At 26.7% G+C, this 20,371-nt stretch carries 17 protein-coding genes; 8 read left to right on the top strand and 9 right to left on the bottom strand.

Annotated features, from left to right (window positions below; genetic code table 11):
- Nucleotides 1-8 precede the first annotated feature (8 nt).
- The 4 genes from J2127_RS08300 to J2127_RS08285 are packed head-to-tail and all read left to right on the top strand — an operon-like array spanning nucleotide 9 to nucleotide 4,623.
- The gene (locus tag J2127_RS08300; protein WP_013180774.1) at nucleotides 9-1,022 is read left to right on the top strand and encodes a transcription initiation factor IIB; all 1,014 of its coding nucleotides are present in this window, start codon (nucleotides 9-11) and stop codon (nucleotides 1,020-1,022) included.
- Between the two features lie 18 nt (nucleotides 1,023-1,040).
- Entirely contained in the window at nucleotides 1,041-2,657 is a 1,617-nt protein-coding gene (locus tag J2127_RS08295; protein ID WP_209733100.1) for a type II/IV secretion system ATPase subunit, read from the top strand.
- An 8-nt stretch (nucleotides 2,658-2,665) separates the two neighbouring features.
- Nucleotides 2,666-3,730: a type II secretion system F family protein gene (locus tag J2127_RS08290; protein WP_209733099.1), complete on the top strand. Its 1,065-nt coding sequence runs from the start codon at nucleotides 2,666-2,668 to the stop codon at nucleotides 3,728-3,730.
- 8 nt (nucleotides 3,731-3,738) lie between these two features.
- On the top strand, nucleotides 3,739-4,623 hold the full coding sequence (locus J2127_RS08285; protein WP_209733098.1) for a type II secretion system F family protein: 885 nt from the start codon (nucleotides 3,739-3,741) through the stop codon (nucleotides 4,621-4,623).
- Nucleotides 4,624-4,675: 52 nt separating this feature from the next.
- On the opposite strand, the gene J2127_RS08280 is transcribed toward J2127_RS08285, so the two are convergent.
- From J2127_RS08280 to J2127_RS08260, 5 genes are all read right to left on the bottom strand, one after another.
- Entirely contained in the window at nucleotides 4,676-5,188 is a 513-nt protein-coding gene (locus J2127_RS08280; protein ID WP_348635427.1) for a TIGR00295 family protein, read from the bottom strand.
- Nucleotides 5,189-5,391: 203 nt separating this feature from the next.
- The gene (gene tfe, locus J2127_RS08275) at nucleotides 5,392-5,943 is read right to left on the bottom strand and encodes a transcription factor E (RefSeq protein ID WP_209591632.1); all 552 of its coding nucleotides are present in this window, start codon (nucleotides 5,941-5,943) and stop codon (nucleotides 5,392-5,394) included.
- A gap of 11 nt (nucleotides 5,944-5,954) precedes the next feature.
- Nucleotides 5,955-7,064 carry an ATP-grasp domain-containing protein gene (locus J2127_RS08270; protein ID WP_209733096.1) on the bottom strand — a complete coding sequence of 370 codons (1,110 nt, stop codon included), beginning with the start codon at nucleotides 7,062-7,064 and terminating at the stop codon, nucleotides 5,955-5,957.
- 163 nt (nucleotides 7,065-7,227) lie between these two features.
- Nucleotides 7,228-8,163: a GTP cyclohydrolase MptA gene (gene mptA / locus J2127_RS08265; RefSeq protein WP_209733095.1), complete on the bottom strand. Its 936-nt coding sequence runs from the start codon at nucleotides 8,161-8,163 to the stop codon at nucleotides 7,228-7,230.
- 143 nt (nucleotides 8,164-8,306) lie between these two features.
- On the bottom strand, nucleotides 8,307-9,530 hold the full coding sequence (locus tag J2127_RS08260; RefSeq protein ID WP_209733094.1) for an AAA family ATPase: 1,224 nt from the start codon (nucleotides 9,528-9,530) through the stop codon (nucleotides 8,307-8,309).
- A 601-nt stretch (nucleotides 9,531-10,131) separates the two neighbouring features.
- Here J2127_RS08260 and J2127_RS08255 point away from each other — a divergent pair.
- Nucleotides 10,132-10,629 carry a hypothetical protein gene (locus J2127_RS08255; protein WP_209733093.1) on the top strand — a complete coding sequence of 166 codons (498 nt, stop codon included), beginning with the start codon at nucleotides 10,132-10,134 and terminating at the stop codon, nucleotides 10,627-10,629.
- 457 nt (nucleotides 10,630-11,086) lie between these two features.
- On the opposite strand, the gene J2127_RS08250 is transcribed toward J2127_RS08255, so the two are convergent.
- The 3 genes from J2127_RS08250 to J2127_RS08240 form a co-directional block, all read right to left on the bottom strand.
- Nucleotides 11,087-12,124 (bottom strand): transcriptional regulator, encoded by a 1,038-nt coding sequence (locus tag J2127_RS08250; protein WP_209733092.1) that lies wholly within the window; start codon nucleotides 12,122-12,124, stop codon nucleotides 11,087-11,089.
- Between the two features lie 44 nt (nucleotides 12,125-12,168).
- On the bottom strand, nucleotides 12,169-14,214 hold the full coding sequence (locus J2127_RS08245) for an AAA family ATPase (protein ID WP_209733091.1): 2,046 nt from the start codon (nucleotides 14,212-14,214) through the stop codon (nucleotides 12,169-12,171).
- A gap of 265 nt (nucleotides 14,215-14,479) precedes the next feature.
- Complete coding sequence (locus J2127_RS08240; RefSeq protein ID WP_209733090.1) at nucleotides 14,480-16,039, bottom strand: AAA family ATPase; 1,560 nt, start codon at nucleotides 16,037-16,039, stop codon at nucleotides 14,480-14,482.
- Between the two features lie 261 nt (nucleotides 16,040-16,300).
- Here J2127_RS08240 and J2127_RS08235 point away from each other — a divergent pair, with 261 nt between their 5' ends.
- The 3 genes from J2127_RS08235 (at nucleotide 16,301) to J2127_RS08225 (ending at nucleotide 19,897) form a co-directional block, all read left to right on the top strand.
- A complete protein-coding gene (locus J2127_RS08235) occupies nucleotides 16,301-17,308 on the top strand; it encodes a potassium channel family protein (protein ID WP_209733089.1) in 1,008 nt (335 codons plus the stop codon).
- A gap of 181 nt (nucleotides 17,309-17,489) precedes the next feature.
- Nucleotides 17,490-18,572: a 2-oxoacid:acceptor oxidoreductase subunit alpha gene (locus J2127_RS08230; protein ID WP_209733088.1), complete on the top strand. Its 1,083-nt coding sequence runs from the start codon at nucleotides 17,490-17,492 to the stop codon at nucleotides 18,570-18,572.
- Nucleotides 18,573-18,754: 182 nt separating this feature from the next.
- Entirely contained in the window at nucleotides 18,755-19,897 is a 1,143-nt protein-coding gene (locus tag J2127_RS08225) for a TIGR03576 family pyridoxal phosphate-dependent enzyme (protein ID WP_209733087.1), read from the top strand.
- Nucleotides 19,898-19,915: 18 nt separating this feature from the next.
- On the opposite strand, the gene J2127_RS08220 is transcribed toward J2127_RS08225, so the two are convergent.
- A complete protein-coding gene (locus J2127_RS08220) occupies nucleotides 19,916-20,182 on the bottom strand; it encodes a DUF2098 family protein (protein WP_209733086.1) in 267 nt (88 codons plus the stop codon).
- Nucleotides 20,183-20,371: the final 189 nt, after the last annotated feature.

The raw sequence follows: 20,371 nt of genomic DNA, 5'->3' as shown, positions 1-20,371 counted from the left end.
GTGTTATTATGAAAACTGAATCTATAACCCAAAGTAAAAAAAGGCTCGAGCAAAAGAAAATATCTATTGTAAACCCCGAAGATTATTCAAATAAAAATGTAATTCTTGAAAAAGAAGAAGAATTAATTTGTCCCGTATGTAATAGTAAAAACATTATAAAGGATTACGAAAGAGCTGAAATAATTTGTGAAGTTTGCGGTTGTGTTTTACAGCAAAATCTATTTGATGTAGGGCCAGAATGGAGAGCCTTCGACCATGAACAACGTGTTAAAAGAAGTAGGGTAGGGGCTCCTATGACCTATACTATCCACGATAAAGGTTTATCAACCGTTATAGACTGGAGAAACAAAGATAGCTATGGTAAAGATATTTCCGCAGATAAAAGAGCACAGTTATACAGATTAAGGAAATGGCAAAGAAGAATTAGAGTTTCAGACGCTTCAGAAAGAAACTTAGCATTTGCATTATCTGAATTAGATAGAATCGCTTCAAAACTAGGATTGCCAAGAAACGTAAGGGAAAATGCCGCAGTATTGTATAGAGGAGCTGTTGAAAAAGGATTAATTAGAGGAAGAAGTATTGAAGGGGTAGCTGCAGCAGCACTATATGCAGCATGTAGGAGATGTAAAGTACCTAGAACTTTAGATGAAATAGCTGAAGTATCGAGAGTAGATAGAAAAGAAATAGGTAGAACCTACAGATTCATATCTAGAGAATTGAATATTAGATTAGCACCAACAAATCCTGTGGATTATGTACCAAGATTCGCTTCAGAGCTTAAATTACCTGGAGAAGTAGAATCAAAAGCCATATCTATATTAAAAGATGCTGGTAAGAAAGGATTAACTAGTGGTAGAGGACCTACAGGAGTAGCTGCAGCAGCAATCTATATTGCAAGTGTTTTGCAAGGTACTAGAAGAACTCAGAGAGAAGTTGCCGATGTAGCAGGAGTAACTGAAGTTACCATAAGAAATAGATACAAAGAACTAACAGAACATTTAGATATCGACGTTACATTATAACCCAATAAGGGTGAAAAAATGGGGCTTTTTGATAGGATTCAAAAAAAAGAAAATAAAAAATTTGAAGACAACAATATAGAAAAATTTGAACCTCGTCCAAATAGTACAAATAGTACAAACAATAGAATTAAAATTAGTGAAAAAAATACAAGCAGGTTAAATAAACTTAACCCAATTGACGATTTAAAATCTAGCTTACTTGATAAATATTTGATAAATATTGATAAATTAGATTTTAACATATCGATAGAAAAAAAAGAAGGAATTAAAAAGTACAACATCTCTAATATAAATTATATAAACTCTGCACTATCAAAATTAACTCCTGATATGCTTAAAGAATTAAAAACTGAATTATCAGATAGTGAATTAAATAGCATAGGTCAGATACAGGGTTATTTAAAAAATTATTTTCTAAAAAATAATATAAAAATAAAAGATATTGAAATACATTATATATCCCAATATTTTTACTTAATAATTGGAAAATTAGGTTTAATAGAAATATTAATAAATGACCCAGAATTGGAAGAGATAATGATAAATGGGGTAGATATACCAGTATATATATTCCATAGAAAATATCAAATGTGTAAAACAAATATTGTACTGGATAAATCAGAACTAGCCCGAGTAATTGATAGTATTGCTTATTTAGCTGGTAGGAATATAGATTCTAGGATACCGATGTTAGATGCTTATTTACCCGATGGGAGCAGGGTAAATGCTACTACTTCCGATATAACTACAATGGGTAATACATTAACTATTCGTAAATTTAGTAAGAATCCACTAACTATTGTTAATTTAATTAAATATAATACAATAGATTCAGAATTAGGAGCATTTATTTGGCAAGCGGTTGAAGGATATTTTGGTGCAAAACCTGCAAATACCTTAATTGTAGGCGGTACAGGCTCTGGTAAAACCACAACACTTAACGTAGTTTCTATGTTTTCAATGTATAATGATAGATTAATTACGATAGAAGATACGCCAGAATTGCAAATACCTTTAGATCATACAATAAAAATGATTACAAGACCCGGGAGACCAGGTATTGATAATTATGAAATAACAATGGATGATTTAATTAAAAACTCATTAAGGATGAGACCAGATCGTATCTATGTTGGTGAAGTTAGGGGTGCAGAAGCCCATTCCTTACTCGTAGCTATGAACACCGGTCACGACGGTTGTTCGGGTACTTTGCACGCCAACAGTGCCGACGAAGCAATGATTAGATTAATAAATCCACCCATGAATGTTCCAAAAATAATGCTATCATCCATAAACTTCATAATAAATCAGCAACGTATAAAAAGAAATAAAAAAACAGTGCGAAGAATACTTGGTGTCGTAGAAGTCGGCGGACAGGGTGATGAAATCACCAAAACAGAATTATACAAATATAACGGTGCCACTGACGGAATTGAGAAAGTAGGTATTTGTATGTGGGAAGATGAAGTTTGTAAAATAACAGGAATAACGAGAGATGAACTATTGGTAGATAGGGCGAACAGGAAAAGAGTATTAGACTACATGTCTAATAACGACATAACCGACATTAAAAAAGTTAGTGAAATTGTAAGAAGGTATCAAGAAAATCCAGAATCTATCTTAAAAATGATATAAGGTATATTATGAAAAAAAAGACAGTTTCAGAACGAAAGGAAACCGGATTAATAAATGAAATAAAAGATATGATTTATTACATATTTAATTACAATTCTAAAAAAAATAAATATGCCCTTCAAAGGTCAGAATATCTGAAAAAAATATTCGAAAATACCAAAAAAGATGATGATGAAATTCAATTTTATGAAGCATATATTGAAGAAGATTCTAGTGATTTAGATATTAATTTAGATGAGTTACTATATGATAAACCTAGTCAAGGGGTCATGGGTGCTTATGCTAGTTCTTTTAGTGACTTTGTAACTAAAACATCGATTTTCCCATCTCGTCGTGATTACCAATATGCAGGTATTGGCGACGAAAGATTATATTTTTTAAAAGCAATTATGACCTCGATAATAGTTTCAGTATTTTTAATCGTATTTGAAACGGTTTTTGGAAACTTTATAGGCGGCGTTCTAAATGGCCTCACATTTTTTATAATAATTATGTTAGGTAGTATATTTTATCCAAAAATTAAATTAACTTTATTTAAAGGGGAAATTAAAATTCAAATATTAATGACTCTATTGCATATTATTTCAATGCTAAATTCGGGCGCTTCAGTGCAAGAATCTATTAAAAATATTGCAGATAACCCAGAATATGGTATTCCATCTTATGAATTTAGGAATATTATAAAAGATATTGACAATGGCGGGTATAGTTTTGAAGGAGCTCTTGAAAGAGCCAGGACTAGAACCAAAGTAAATCTAATGAAAGAATTATACTCTCAACTTATAATATCCTCTAGTAAAGGGGGAACCCAGCTATTATTGGAAAATTTATATACTGATATTGTAAGATCCTCAATGTCCAAAATAGATTCTGCAAAATTCCAAATAGGAAACTTAGGAAACTTAGTATTTGGTGCAGGTTTAATATTACCATTTGCAGGTTTATTGCAAGCTTCATTAGGTGGCCAACAAGGTTATGAAGGAGTTATAAACGCCGTAGAATTAGTTTTATTTAAAATAGGACCTTTATCAACTATCGTATTCGGGATATTTATAAAGATGAAAATAGAATGAGGGGTAATATGGATTTTGAAAAATTATATAATTATGCAGTACGAAGAAATTTATATATCCTAAAAAAATCAGGTTTTAACATCACTGAAAAAAATTTCCTAATTGCCATATTACTAACGTCCTTTGTTCCATTAATTTTTAAAATATTTCTAAATTTTTCCATTAAAAGTACGCTAATATTAACATTCATGTATTTATTTAGCCTAATGGTTATCCCATCAATACTTTATGAAAATAAAATAGACAAATTTGAAAAAAATTTACCAAAAGCACTATATATTATGGTTTTATCATTAAATTCTGGTCGTTCTGTTATAGAATCAATTAATGAAATCATAAACAGTGATATTAAAGAAGTTAATATTGCATTCTCAAAAATAATATTATTAATGAGTGAAAGAAAACTAAGTTTCGAAGATTCAGTATTGATAGTTTCAAACTCACTTGACTCTAAATTATTTAAACAATTGGGTAGATTAATTATCGAAAATAGGAAATATGGCGGTAATTTAGCAGAAAGTTTGAGTACATTAGCTAAAACATTGGAAGACTTAACTAATTTAAAAAACCAATTGTTAAGCGTTGCTTCGAATGGTTTATCTGTAGGTATTATCATATTATGTATTATGATACCAGCTACTGCAGGCTTAGTGGGTAGTTTTTTAAACTTAATCTCTGCAATATCATCTACAGCCACTGCGGTACATCCAGAACAGATTTCAAGAACTATTGAAATTATACAGATAGGTACTGGAATATTTGGATTTTTAGTTGCAGTTCCTATGTTTGGTATAAAACTTAATAGAATGATTATAATGTCTACAGTATGTATGACATTAGGTATCGTAGCATTCTATGTAGTATATAACTTATCAATAATTATATTTACATAATAAAAGAAGTAATGAATAAATAGTGAATAACAAAAATATTTTTAAAATAATTCTAATTTCTTAATTTATTTAATTCATTATATAAATTCAAAATTCTTTTTATTACATCTTCCGAACAATCTCTTTTTTTAAATTTAAGAACTACTTCATCAATAGAAACTCTTTTTGTCCCAAAAATTAAATTATCAACATTTGCGATAATTTTTTCTTCCAAAGTTATAGGGATATAATTTTTAATAGGTAAATTCAATACTTTTGATTCTTCCAATGTGATACCTGCGCCAATGTGTGTTTCTGCGATGTTAGCTAGTTTTGGTAACCCCATGGCTTTGAGTATTCCTGCACCAATAATGCCATGATCGATATCATGTGATTTACAACGCCCTATATCATGTAATAAACCACCTAATATTATTACATTCAAATCTAGATTATGATTATCTTTTAAGGTTTTTGTAAAATCATAAGCATATGCCGAAACTGCTATACAATGACATATTACATTGTCCGGACAATTTTTTGATAATATAGTTAAATATTTAATAAAATCAGATTGTTCAAAAATAATAACATATGTTTCTCTAAGCTCTGGATTTTCTGAGATAGATTTTATTAAAAAAGAAACAATTTCTGGTTTAGAATTTTTATTGGATTCGATATATTTTTCAAAACAATTTTTCATATAATCACATTAACACAAAATAGATAATATTAAAATTTGTAAAATAAATAAAGATGATATAATTTAATTAAACACATTTTATATAATTAGCTAAATAACGAGTTCAAAGTATATTCTTTTTCCAAATAATTTATCTGGTTTTTAATATTTGAGATATCTTCATTATTATCATATTCATATAAAGTACCGTCACATTGTGGACATTTGAAACAATTATCCATTGCATCTTCAAATGTAAATTTTATTTCACATTCTTGACAATAGAAAAATAAATTATCCTCTTCCATAGATAATTGATCTTTTAAAGTAGAAATTAATTTTTCCATTTTTTTCTTAACCAACCCAGGCAATTTCTCCAATGCAGGCATCCAGGTGTATGTATACCAGTTTGTTTCTTCGTCTTTCTCCCTATTGTAGTTTACCAATCTTGCTTCATACAATCTATATAATATTTTACGAATATTGTTTAATTTTACATCTAATTGTCGGGATATTTCGTCATCCGTAACTTCCCCCAAATCTATTAAAATAGATAATACATCAAAACCCATCATATCTTCGTCCATTACTTCAAAAAGTACCTGTTGGACTAATGGGTTTTCTAACATAACATACATATCATCTTTATCATATTTCATTAAATACACCTCTAAATAATAACATCTGAAATTAAATCCTTATCTGCCTTAGGATAGATTAATGTACATATTGGTTCGTTTTTAGAAATACGTGCTCCATTCATCGGTAAATCCTTAATATAATCGTCAATATTAGTACAGAATTTTTTAAAAATACCTTTATCAAATATGAAATCTTCATTAGCAAATAATATTCTCTTATGATAAACTTCTTTCATTTTTGGACATTTAGCACCCAATAAAACTTTTGCTAAATTATAATTACAAGATAATTCCAAAGTTTCATAAGTGCCTAGAATTCTAGGATTTACATCAATAATATAGGGTTGACCATCTTTAACCATGAAATCAAAACCATTCATACCTTTTAAATCAAGTACTTCAATTAATTCGGAAAATTCAGTAATTTGTGTTTCAAATCCTTTTGAAATAAATTCTGGATTGTAAGGTGTAATATTCCCAACATACATATTTCCAAAATCACTTCTTGAAATTATTTGCTTATTAAAGGCCAAATAAGTAGAATTTATATATGATACACTATATGATTCTGAATTAATATACTCTTGAGCTAATATAGGATATTTAACATCCAACCTATTTAATAAATCGAATTCTATATTTAGCATTTTATTATTTATATATATTACCCCAACACCGCCACAGCCATATATTGGCTTCAATATAACTTCACCAAATTCTTCTATGAATTTTTCAAGCTGATATTTGTTATTTATTTTTTTAGATGCAGGTGTTTTATACCCTAAATTTTGAAGAGTTTTTGTAATATTATATTTGTTACTTATTTCATTTATTTTTTTAGGTGAGTTACCTATAGTATCCCAGCTTGGAATTTTGGAATTTTCCGATTCAAAAATCCCTGAACATATGACATAATTATCCACTAAATCCTCATAATTACTAGCAAGACTTAATAATTTATCTTCAGAATAATTACTGTAAAAATTACCATGTTGCATATCATTTACTAAATATTCAGATTTATCGGAATAACTATCAATTGGGTTATAATAGGATACAGAATAAACTTCGAAACCCATTTTTTTAAAAGAATTAACTACGGGTCGTGTATTTACACCGACTACTAATATTTTAGTCATATTTTATTACCATAATAATTACGATTTTATAAAATTCGTTATTCTTGTAAACAAAATATATGTCCGTAATCATATTAATAATTTATTAAAGAAAATATTAAAAATATAAATAAAAACAATTAATTTAAAAAGAGAATGATAGTTTAAAAATTATAATAATTTATTAAATCAATTCATTTCTCAACTCTTCCATAGTGGAAAATCGTTCTGCAAAAGCATCATGTCTATGAATACTTTCTTTATTAACTTGTCTTATTAATATTTCTGCATTATCAGGTAATTCAGTGAACTCTTCCACAACTCTTTTTATCATTTCCCTAGCACAATCTTCTACAAATTTTGGATTTTTATGAGCGGATTGAACCACATGAGCTTCATCACTTCTTTTTAAGAGCTCATAAACCTCACCACTCATTGAAGATTTTATAATATCTATTATTTTAGAAATACCTATTTCATAATTATCAGGCACTTCTACCATAATAGTTCCAATACCTCTTTGATTGTGAGTAGCAATTGTAACAGAATTTAAGATTTTAACAATCTCTTCGTCATTGAATCCATTGTTTTTGAGTTCATTTACTGCATTTTGAGTTAATAAATCCTGTGCACAAGGGCATGCGGTAATACCAACAACTTCAGCACCAACCATTTTCTTCATAATTAATTTGTCTTCTTCTTTAACGCCGTATGCACGAGCCATTATTTTACATACTTCTTGAGATTTCTTATGTGTAACAGGTGATTTTTCTTCCATAATATAATCATCACTGACTAAAAAAACCTCAGCCCTATTTGCATATTCGTGCTTTTCAAATAAGCGCTTTACAATTTCAATACATAAGTCCTCGACACCATAAATTTCTTCTTCAGATAGTATTCTTTCAATAACTTCCCCAATTACTTCAGGGCTTCTAGACATATGTATCCCTTTTTGATTAGATGGTAAATCTACAAAAACTTCAAAAGTAGGTACTAATACCACATCTCTCTTTGAAGGATCTCTTTTTATTTTAACTAATTTCTTTAAATTAGTAACACCTACTCGAGTAAGTGAAACTTTAATGTCTGGTTCTTTAGATTGAACGTCACATAACATATAATCACCGACTAAATGTAAAATATTATTTAAAATATTATACGCTATCAAATATAAAACATACTCTTTGATATTAAGATTATTTTTATAAAAATATAAAATATGGAATTATTATAAAAAATAAAAAAAGAAGCATATTACAATTAATCATCTTTTTCAGTAATTAAAACATCTTTTAATTCCTTAGACAATGTATAATATACATTATAGCCATCTCTTTCTTTATATACATACCCCATTTCATAAATATCAGATAAATGAGTACCTATAGTCCCAGGTGAGTTATTTAAAACCCCTGAAAGTTCCGTAACTGTAGAGCTACCCCCTAAATCAGCCATAGCCCTCACAATTTTAGATTGGGCAGGTGTTAAGTGATTCAATATCTGGTGACCAACACTAATACCTAACTTTTTTAAAGCAGATTCTACCATTGCTTCATCCACGGTTGTTGAACTATTTTTTAAACCAATAGATATTGCCTCAGAACATGTCATTATAATACGTCTTGGGATACCATCGCATTCTTCAATTATTTTTTCAATACTTTCAGGTGTGAAAGGATCATATTCTGAAGCTCCACTAGTATGTGCATCCTCCAAACGCCTTAATATTAAATCATGTGCCTCTGCCTTATCTAAAGGTGGCATATTTATGACCTTAGGAATACGATCACGTATTGCAGGTGAAATTTTGGTTAAATCTTCCATCATAGTTGGAGGCCCTGCAAAAAATGCTAATATGTCGTCCTCATATAAGAATGAATGGAAAAATTGCAACAATCCTAAACAACTTCTTTTTGCAAATTGATCCGCTTCATCAACTAATATCACACATAATTTGCCTTCTTCTTTAACATTATGTAATAAATATTTCAAATCCCTTTCAATTTTTTCACGAGGGTAATGCACAGGTGTTTTATCACTGTATGTGTTTAAACGTCTGTATATCTCTATTATTTTTTTAGAATGTTCCATATAGTTTGTAGATAATGTACCATCTACGGAAAATAAGTTATCTCCAATAATACTATGCATCAATTGAATTAAAAATTGTCTTGCAGTTACCTGAGAAGCTTCTAATTGCACAATCCAATGTCCATGCCTTTTTGCTGCATAATATAAAATATTCAATATAGAACTTTTACCAATACCTTTAGTACCTACTATTGCTGCATTAGCTACACTACCGTATTGAGCTGCACCTAGAATATCCGCTATTTCTGATAATTCAGAATTTCTCCCCACAAAAAATTTAGTATTTCCACGTATGGGCTTTTCAGAGAATGGATTAGATTTTAATTTCAATCTATTCATTGATTTTTTAGATATAGATGATGCATTGTGTATAAATTCTATAGGGTCTATCATAAAATCACCAATACACAATATTCATAATTGTATTTTCATAAGAATATAATATATAAGATTGGATATTTTTATATGTTTCGAATTTTCGAAAGAGATTAATATATTATATAATATAGAATATAGTATAATGTGAATAATACGATAGTTTTATAATATATTGTGAATATAATGTTTTTTTGCAAAAAACTTATTAAATTTATAAGAATATTTTATAATACTTATTAAACATATTTTTAATTATTACTATACTAATATATAATATATTCATTTAGAATAAAGATAATGTTAATAACCATATTTAACAGAATTTTAAAAGAAATAATCTATAAAAAATGTGAATATATATAATAATTATAAAAATAAAATTATATTATATAATAAATACATAAAAAATTTGATAATGTATTTTATTTAATAGAATAAACAGAAATAAATAGATAATTAAAAAAATAATCAATAATTACTTAATTATTATCGTAATACTATATTATAAAAATATCATAATTTTAATATTATGAATTATCGTATTATAATATGTACAAAGAATAGATAATTAAAGAAAAGACTATTAATTAAATATATAAGATATATAGGTATAAATATGGATATAAAAACTAGTATTGATAAAAAAATAAATACGAAACAAAGGTATATACTAATAAAATATTTACTGAACCATAAAAATAGTAGCATATCTAAAATACATGATGTTACAAAATTATCAAAAGGCTTCATATGTCAATATTTAGGTTTATTAAATAGTTTTGAGGTAGTTTATTACAATATGCAAAACAAAACGAAAGTATATAATATAAATAAAAAATATATGGATATATTATCAGAAATAATCAATAAAAAAGAGATTAAATATGAATTAAACATACAAAATAAGGATCATAATATAAAAAACAAAAATATAAATAGTTTTGTTGAAAATAAGGATAAATATGGTTCTAAAACATATAAAATACATTTTAAAAAATACTTAAATGATTATGAAATATATGAATTACCAGGTGCTGAATATTGGTGTATAACCTGCCAATCTAAAAATTGCGAGCATATTCGAGAGTTAAAACATTTTTTATCTAAAAAATAGTTTTCGGGTTTTCTAAGCAACTATATATATAATACCAAATACTAATATTACTAAACTTTTTGAAGTCTTTTGTAATTTTTATCCATTTGATTTAAATCACTTTTTTAATAATATATCACTTTTTTAATAGGTTATTTTATAATATACTACTAAAACTGAAATATTATATGTTTTTTTTATTTTTGAATCATATTATTTTAAATCTAAGATATTATTCATAATATATAATATATAATATATAATTTTATACATTATTATACTATTATAGTGCATATATAGAATAATAATAAAAATAGTTAAAAAATATAGTAAAATACATTAAATCATCATGGAAGTTTTAAAATTTTTTAGGTTAATATTCATACATACATCATGTTCGAAAACCCGAAACTTAAAAAATAATATAGCATTCGCTAACATTGTAAAACAGTTGGACAGTTTTGGAAAAAAACTATTTTCATATTTTATTGGTAAATATAGTTTTTCTTAAATATATTTCATTATACAATCCAATATAGTTTGTATAATTACTTTTTTTATTAAATAATAATTTATTGACTATTATTTTGTATATTATACTTTGTTTATTTTTGTTTTTTGTTAAAATACCCAAATCACATAATTCACTCAAGTATTTATATAATGTAGATTTGGTATATTCTGGCGTTATCTGTAATATATCTTGTATTTTAAACTTTTTTAGTTTATTACATTTAATATATATTTCTTTTAGCCTATCTGGAGCAGTTTGGTAAGCTATTTTCTTCCAAGGTATTTTTAAATCCCTTAATGTTTTTAATTCTCGCTTACTGTTTTTTAATATAATATCTATTGCAGTTATGTCGCCCTGGGCTATATTTAATATACGTTCTGCCACTTTACAATTTTTTATTAAGATACCTGAATTTTTTGCATAATTTATAACTGCAGCACAATTGTTTATTTTTGAATTTGGAAAATTATTCTGAATATTTTTTATATTTTTAAATGGGGTTCTTATTATTATTGAAAAATCTTCATTTAACCATTTTACAAATCTTTTAAATGAGTGGTTATGATTCCAAGCATATGTATTATTCGTATCAATTACAATCAATGGTTTTATACTCTTAAGTAATGTATTTAATTTGAAAATTACCTTTTCAAATTTATTATTAGTTAAATCCTCAAAAATATCCCCTATTACCCTATACCATCCTATTTTGGCTTTATTATAATTTCTGTTTGTTTTATACTCTTTATTTATATATCTAAATATATTTTCCATATGATTTACGTCTTTTTTTCCATATGCGAATTTATTAGAAATTGAATTTAGTATATTACGTATCATTTTAGATACTGAAGGGCTACCTAATATTCTAATTATCGGGGTTTTATTTACGTAATGAAATTCAAAACAATTATCATATGATAAAATTGTTGAATGATTCACAGGCTGAATCCATAAATTACCATTGTCATACGTTTTAGGATAATTTTTTATTAGTTTCATACTAACCCCATTTTATATTTTAATAATATGAAAATCATATTTTATTACATAATTCTATACTTTCTGTTTTTCGGCTCGTATATGTCACCGACTTGCTTTAATTTTTTCAAAGCTATTTTAACTTGATTTTCATCAATATTTTCTTTATTTGCCCTTTCTACAATATCTTCATAAATTACTAATTCTGCATCTAATTCATTTGAAAGATTTTTTATTATATTATATACCGATTTCATATAATTTACATCTTTTTTAGATACTCCAGTTACCTTACCTATATCAAATGAATTAGTTTCTGGATCGTAAGCTATCTCTTTTAAGGATTCTGTAATTATATTAATGGCTTCTATTGCATCTAGCTCTTCAACTTCGTCATGGAGTCTTGCTTTAGCATGGGCTTCTGCAATTCTAATTGTAGCTTCCAATTGCCTTGCAGTAATTTGAACAGAGCTTTTTCTCATATTAGTATAATATTCTACAAGGATATTTTCCGCATCTTCTGAAATTATTGGTTTTTTCTGTCTCGCATATATAATATATTTTATTATAAAATCATTATCAATTAATACATCATCAATTATTATATTATCTAATTTCATATTTTGTTTTATATTTTTATCTAAAAATGCTTTATGTATATTTATAATATGTTTTCCAATTTCCTTATCTCTTGCACGGTCTGGTTCATCCTTTAATGGGAATATTAGATCAAATCTACTTAACATAGGTGCAGGAATATTAATCTGTTCAGAAACCGCTTCATTATTATCAAATCTACCCCATTTAGGGTTACAAGCGGCTAGAATACTACATTCTGATGATAGTTTTGTATTTATCCCACCTTTGTTTATATGTATTGTTTGGCTTTCCATGGCTTCCAAAACATAACTTTGCAAGTCCCTATTCACCGTTAACTCATCAATACATGCAGTGCCTTTATTTGCTTTAACTAAAAGACCAGGTTTTATAACCCATGTATCGTCGCCTATTTCTGTTTTTTCTCGCACCACTGCAGCAGTTAAACCAACACCTGAAGCGGTAGTGGCTGAACCATATACGTTACCAGGTATTTCCGCTATTTTCCTTAACATAACTGATTTACCAATACCTGGATCTGTTATTAACAAAACATGACTATCGGCTCTTTTACTTCCTTTTTTTACGCCCTTTATTTGCTGTAATAATATAGCTTTTTTAATTGTGGAGTATCCTTTAATTTCTGGAATTAGCCTTTCAGATAATATATTAATTACATCTTTGTTTTTACTAACTCTTTCAATTTTTTCGATGTCTTCTTCCGTGAGAATCGCTTCTAACTTATTATCTATAATTTCGCAATTCAATCCTTTTACAATTATGTCATATATTGGTATCTTTTTATTCTTTTGAGATTTAACTGGAATTCCTGTTATTTTTACCCTGCCGCAATAAATACCTGGTGAATTTTCCAATAAAACTGTTATATATTTAGGTGGTTCTTCAGGGTCTTCCATTAAATCTAAAGGTTGTTGAATTTTTAATTCCTGATAATCAATATATTCTGAATTTTCCTCATTTAAATTCATTAATTCTCCACAATTCTTATTACTACACATTGGTTCTATATATCCTTCAAATGGATTTTCAATACTAGTATTTATTATATTGCCACATTTAGGGCATATAAATTTCGCTTTTTTCAAAGCTGATTTTATTTTTGTAGATACGGTTATTACACCTTCAAATTCAACCAATTTCCCTAATTTATTGCTTTTAATATCTTCAATAGTAACTGGTTTGTTTTTATTATTTTTATTAATGGATTCTGGTACATGATATGGTACAATATTAATATCTTTTCTAACAGTCTTTAATGATTCATATGCGTCTAGATAGGCGTCACGAATAACATTTAATACTTCTTTAGGGTTATTTTCCATTAAATCTATTTCTTTAAAAAAACCGTTTTTCTGCAAGTCTTCTAAATCAATCAAAACATTATTTTTATCATAAATTATATCATTACTATATTTATATCTAAAATAATCTTTCAAATTGCTTTTATTATTTTTTAAAGACTCTATTTCTTTTGATAGTATTTCTGAATTCATTAATTCACCAGTAATTTATTTTATATAGTAACCAACGTAATAATAATTTAAAATTATATATCATCTAAAATAAATCTAATATTTTATTCACATTTATAACTATGTATTTACAAACATAATATAACAATATATTAATTATTAAAAAAAAATAAAATTTATAATTATTAAATCTATAATACAATAACAATTATATTATAATTTGATTTTTGAGTTTTCGAGTTATATGTGATACTAATATATATTGTATTAATTATTTTATTCACATTTATAATTTTTTCAATTTTAAGACTAAATCTAATAACTTTTCTTCCATATATGACGTATCTTCAGGATTTTCAAAATATCCTTTAATATCTTCAATACTTATATTATTTTCGTTATTAATATTCATATCTAGTAATTCAATATCTATATCTAAATCAAGGGCTAAATTACAGAACAGATCATAATCTATTTCTACTTCAGGTATTAAGCCCCTGTTTTTTATGTTTATATTTTGTTTTGCTTTCTTAATAGGTATTATTTGAATATCTGATTTATTACTTATATTCTTAACTTTTTCGACTATTCTATCATTATATATTTTATTTAAAATAATTCCTTTTACATCAACGCCTATTTTATTTAATAAAGTATAATACATCAACGATTCAATATATGAACCTTCTATACCGCTTTTACTACATGAAGAAACGACATATGTGGGTATATTTAATAATTTGGCTATTTCTGCACTACTATATCCTGCTTTATTTAAACAACCAGTAAATGCACCCATCACACCTTCAATTATATAATAATCATAATCTGAGGATTCTATGTATTTTTTAAACTCTTCAATCGTTGACCAGCCTCTATCATATATTTTAATGCTACTATATTTTGTCATAGGTTCATTTGTAATATATAATGACGGCACTATATCTCTTACATCTGGACCTATTTTGGCAGAAAATACTTTATATCCTTTTTTAGATAATTTACCAGCAATACTAGTTGTTATAAATGTTTTTCCACTTTCGGAGCCCGTACCTAATAATATTATCCCTTTTTTCGAGGTATCTATATTTTTTTGTTTATGTGCTATGTTTATATTTTCATCATATCTATATTTTTTAAATTTTGATTTTAAATTTTGATTTTTAATTGTTATTTCTTCTAATTCATCTTCCTTAACTTTAAAATTATTTAAAAATGAATTTTTTATATTTTCGTTATCTAAAAAATCATGTATCATAGTACCATATATTTTACCATCAAATGCTCCAGAAATTAACTCATTAGATTTTTCAAGCATTTTATAATCTAATTTATTAACAAATGATTTTGTAAATACTTTTGAGTTTTCGATAGTAATATGGCCATATGTATGACAATGAAATCCATCATATGCCATATTGTTATAATTTTGTAATTTTTTTTCAGAATTATCGTTTGTTTTTTTATTATTAAATATCGTATTATTATCTATTTTAAATTTAACTCGATCCGTACATATTAAAGGAGATATATCCACATCCAACAATTCTAATCCTTTTTTTAAAATAGGGGTTTGGCTTTTTCTACCTATGTCGATAGTATTGGATAATAATTGAAATCCGCTACATATTCCTAATATATAACCATTAAACTTAGATAATGTATTTTTAAACTCATCATTGTTTAATAAATTATTACACTCTATTAAACTACCTCCCGGTATTATAAACAAGTCTAAATCGCTAATATCTTTCATATTGGATTCAGATATTAATTTAGTGGGTAAATTTCCAAAATTCTCAAAAAAAGGCAATGTATTTTTAACACTCAATAATCCGATTTCCATAACATCACAACCATTTTTATTAAAATTAACTTTACTATTGTTAAATAATTATATACTATTATAGTTTTTATAATTATCAAATGTTATTTTATTATATATTATAGAGTTGAAATATTTATATGATTATAATCGAATATATTTTTAATATTATACTATTTAAATATTATAATATATTTAAAAAGCAAAATGATAAATCATCTTTTAGTATTTATGTAATTTATGTTGAAATATCACAAATAATCAATTCAAAGAAGTGATGTCATGGAACCTATAAGGAAGATAGAAATAGGTCTTTTAGTAATGTTTTGTATTATTGTGTTTTTTTCAATCTCCTTTTCGTATTTTGAAAATCTTACATTGTTCGACTCATTCTACCTAACAATAATAACAATGTTTACAATAGGTTATGGTGAAATTCACCCTACCAACGACTTCGGAAAATTAACTGCGATATTATTGGCCTTAACTGGTACGAGCGTTGGAGTTTTTACATTTGGGAGTACTTTACAATTATTTGTAGAAGGTTATTTTAGAAAAGCAAACAGGATGAGAATTATGAAAAACAGAATAAAAAATATGAATGAACATTATATATTGTGTGGTTATGGTAGAATTGGAAAAGTGGTTGCGAATAGATTGGCTAAAAGGGGTACTGATTTTGTGGTTTTGGACTTAAGTGAAGAAAACTTAGTTTCTGAGTTTGAAAAAAACCCTGATTTTAACTATATTTGTGGGGATGCCACATTAGATGAATGTTTAATTGAAGCAAATATTAAAAATGCAAAGACCTTAATTTCAACAATGCCTAAAGATTCTGATAATGTATTTGTTACATTATCTGCAAAAAGGTTAAATCCTAATATACATGTAGTTTCTAAGGCTGAAGAAACAGTTTCAATGGATAAGTTACTAATTGCAGGTGCGGATAAGGTTGTTTCGCCATATATGATAGGCGGTATGCGTTTAGCAGAATTGGCTATAAAACCAGATGTTTTGGATTTTTTTTCCACATTTATGTCTATAGCTAATTATGAATACAATGAAGATATAGACCTTAGAAAATATAATATTTCACAGAAATACGAAGGAATGTCAATCTTTGAATTATTAAGCCATATTAATTACAATGTTTCAGTAATTGGTATTAAATCAAAAAATGGGTCTTTGAGTGTTAATCCATCCAAAGATACTATATTGCATTTGGAAGATCAAATATATGTTTTTGGCACTTATGACCAACTTGAAAGTTTTGAACAGTATATTAATTAAAATAATCGATTTTTTATTAATTTATATTTTTTACAAGTATATTTTTTTATTAATTTATATGGATAATTTACTTGAAGATTAAAATATCAAGATTAATAATATATAATATATTGATATAACTTATAATACTCACATAATATAAAATTTAAATTTATTTTTTCACTATTAAGATATTGGTGATATGATGAAAACTGAATTTATACAAGGAAATATGGCTTGTGTAGAAGGAGCTTTAAAAGCAGGGTGTATGTTTTTTGGCGGTTACCCAATAACTCCTTCAACAGAAATTGCAGAGGGAATGGCAAAAAAATTACCTAAATTAGGTGGTTATTATTGTCAAATGGAAGATGAAATAGCAAGTATGGCTTCCATAATTGGTGCAAGTTGGGCAGGTAGTAAATCCATGACTGCTACAAGTGGACCAGGCATTAGCCTAATGCAAGAAAATATAGGTTATGCTTTTATGACTGAAACGCCTTGCGTTTTGGTAAATGTACAACGTGGGGGTCCTTCAACAGGGCAACCAACTGCTGCATCCCAGGCAGATATAATGCAAACAAAATGGGGAAGTCATGGTGATTATCAACCTATAGTTTTAGTGCCAAGTTCCGTACAAGAAATGTATGATTTTACAATATTGGCATTTAATTATTCTGAAAAGTATCGAACACCTGTTTTCGTAATGGCTGATGAAATATTGGGGCACATGCGTGAAAAAGTAGTTTTACATGACGATATTGAAATAATCAATAGATTAACTCCAAATAATGATTTAGATAATGAAAATGACAAATTAGTACCAATTATGCCAGTTTTTGGAGAAGGTTATAAAACTGCAGTAACTGGTTTGACTCATAATGAAAAAGGATATCCTGACGTTTCTGCTGAAACACACGATAAATTAGTGAGGAGATTATCCAATAAAATACTAGAAAATAAAGATGATATTGTATTGTATGAATCAAAAAATATCGATGCAGAAACTATATTTGTATGTTATGGAACTCCTTCAAGGACTGTTAAATATACTGTGGATTCTTTAATGGCTGAAGGAAAAGATGTAGGATATATACGATTAAAAACTGTATTTCCATTCCCTGACAATTTAATTAAAAACTTAAAAGCTTCAAAAATATTAGTTCCTGAAATGAATTTAGGACAAGTTGTAGGCGAAGTTATGAAATATGCAAATTGCGAAGTTGAATTAATTGGTAAAATAGGTGGCGAATTGCATAAACCTGAAGAATTGAAGAAATATATTTAATTTACTTTTTATATTTATTTTCTTATTTATTTTTTTATTTTAATTTACTATAATTTTTAATATATTAATTTTCAAATTTTATTCTGTAAAATACTTAAACATATAATTATATATTTGATACAACAATTATTATATTCATTTTTATACTATATTTTATACTATATTTTTATTCGAGGGATATTTTGAAGGATTTAGAATTTGAAAGGATCATAAAAACAAGGGAAATTCTGAGAGATAATTTAAAAAAACATGGTCGAGATAATATATATGATTTAACAGGTCTAACTGGTGGATTTTACATAGAAGATAAAAATTTGGATTTTTTAGAAACTTATACTGGACCTGCAATATTCACTGAAAAATTGAACCGGCATGGATTATTATATTTACATAATGATTTTACAGAAGATTCTGACCTTAAAAATAAGTTAGAATCTTTGGAAGAATATTGCAAATATGAAAAAGCAGTTGGATTTAATAGAACTTCTTCAGCACTTTTAGCCACTATTATAACATTAAAAAGTAAAAATATAACTCAAGTATTGCATTACGTACCTGAAAAACCATCTCATCCATCAGTACCTAAAAGTTGTAGTATTTTGGGTATCCAATATTATGAAAGTGACGACTTTGATGAAATAACGTCTTTAATTGACACTAATAAATTTTTAATAATAACTGGATCTACAATGAACCATAAAATTGTAGATTTTGAAAATGCCAAAAAATTAATTGAATATTGTCATTCTAAAAATGTTAATGTATTATTTGACGACGCTTCAGGTGCAAGAATACGTTTGTTAAATGGTCAACAAACTGCATTAAATATGGGTGCTGACCTGGTAGTTACAAGCATGGATAAATTAATGAATGGACCTAGGGCAGGTTTATTGGCAGGTAATAAAGAATTAATAGATGAGATATATTCTGAAGGCTTAAAGTATGGTTTAGAAGCTCAAGCACCAATTTTAGCAGCAATGGTCTATACTTTAAAAAATTTCAGCTTCGAACGGATTAAAAAAGCACAACAAAGAGCAATTAATTTTACATTTGACGAATTAAATGAGTATGATTTTTTATCTTTTGAAAAAACACCAACTGGTTTTATGATAAATATGGAACCAAAAGAGAGTTATGAAGTGGCTTTAGATTTATTAAAGAATTATAGAATAATAACTATAACCACAATGGGAATGCCTGACGCAAGTAAAACATTAAGGTTTGATTTTACATCCAAGGATGCAGATAGGGTTTCCGATAATTATATTAAAAATTCAATATTAAATGCTCTAGTTTCATTAATTAATAAGAAAAATAGTGAATAAAAAATTATATAGTATAAATTAACCAGCACCACAAGAATCGATATCTTCTGAATTACTCAAATTTATTTCGTCATCTTTAATTTCTATTTTTTTATTATTACTTTTTTGAGTTATATTTTGAATAATTTCAATTAAATTAGGTTTATATGCTAAATTATTATCTAAAACGATCAATTCTTCATTATTTATGTTTTTAAAATCTTTTACAATACCTTCCGTACCTGTATTAATATATCTTGCAAAATTCCCAATTTCGATATTTTTTCCATTTTTATCATATGGCATATAATCACCACTTATTTTTTCTAGATATTAGTATATTAACTATCTTATTTGTAATTTTACATTATTTTATTATAATTTCACTTCACTCTACAGTATATAATAAAAAAATACACTAACCCTATAATTGTTACGAACCTAAAAACGTTACAGGTACCATCTCATAAGCATATTATGCAATTGAGATGAATA

This window comes from Methanococcus voltae (genome assembly GCF_017875395.1).
Classification (GTDB): Archaea; AGJL01; Methanococci; order Methanococcales; family Methanococcaceae; genus Methanococcus; species Methanococcus voltae_C.
The sequence above is the reverse complement of the archived record's forward strand: the minus strand, read 5'-3'. Positions and strand labels throughout refer to the sequence as shown.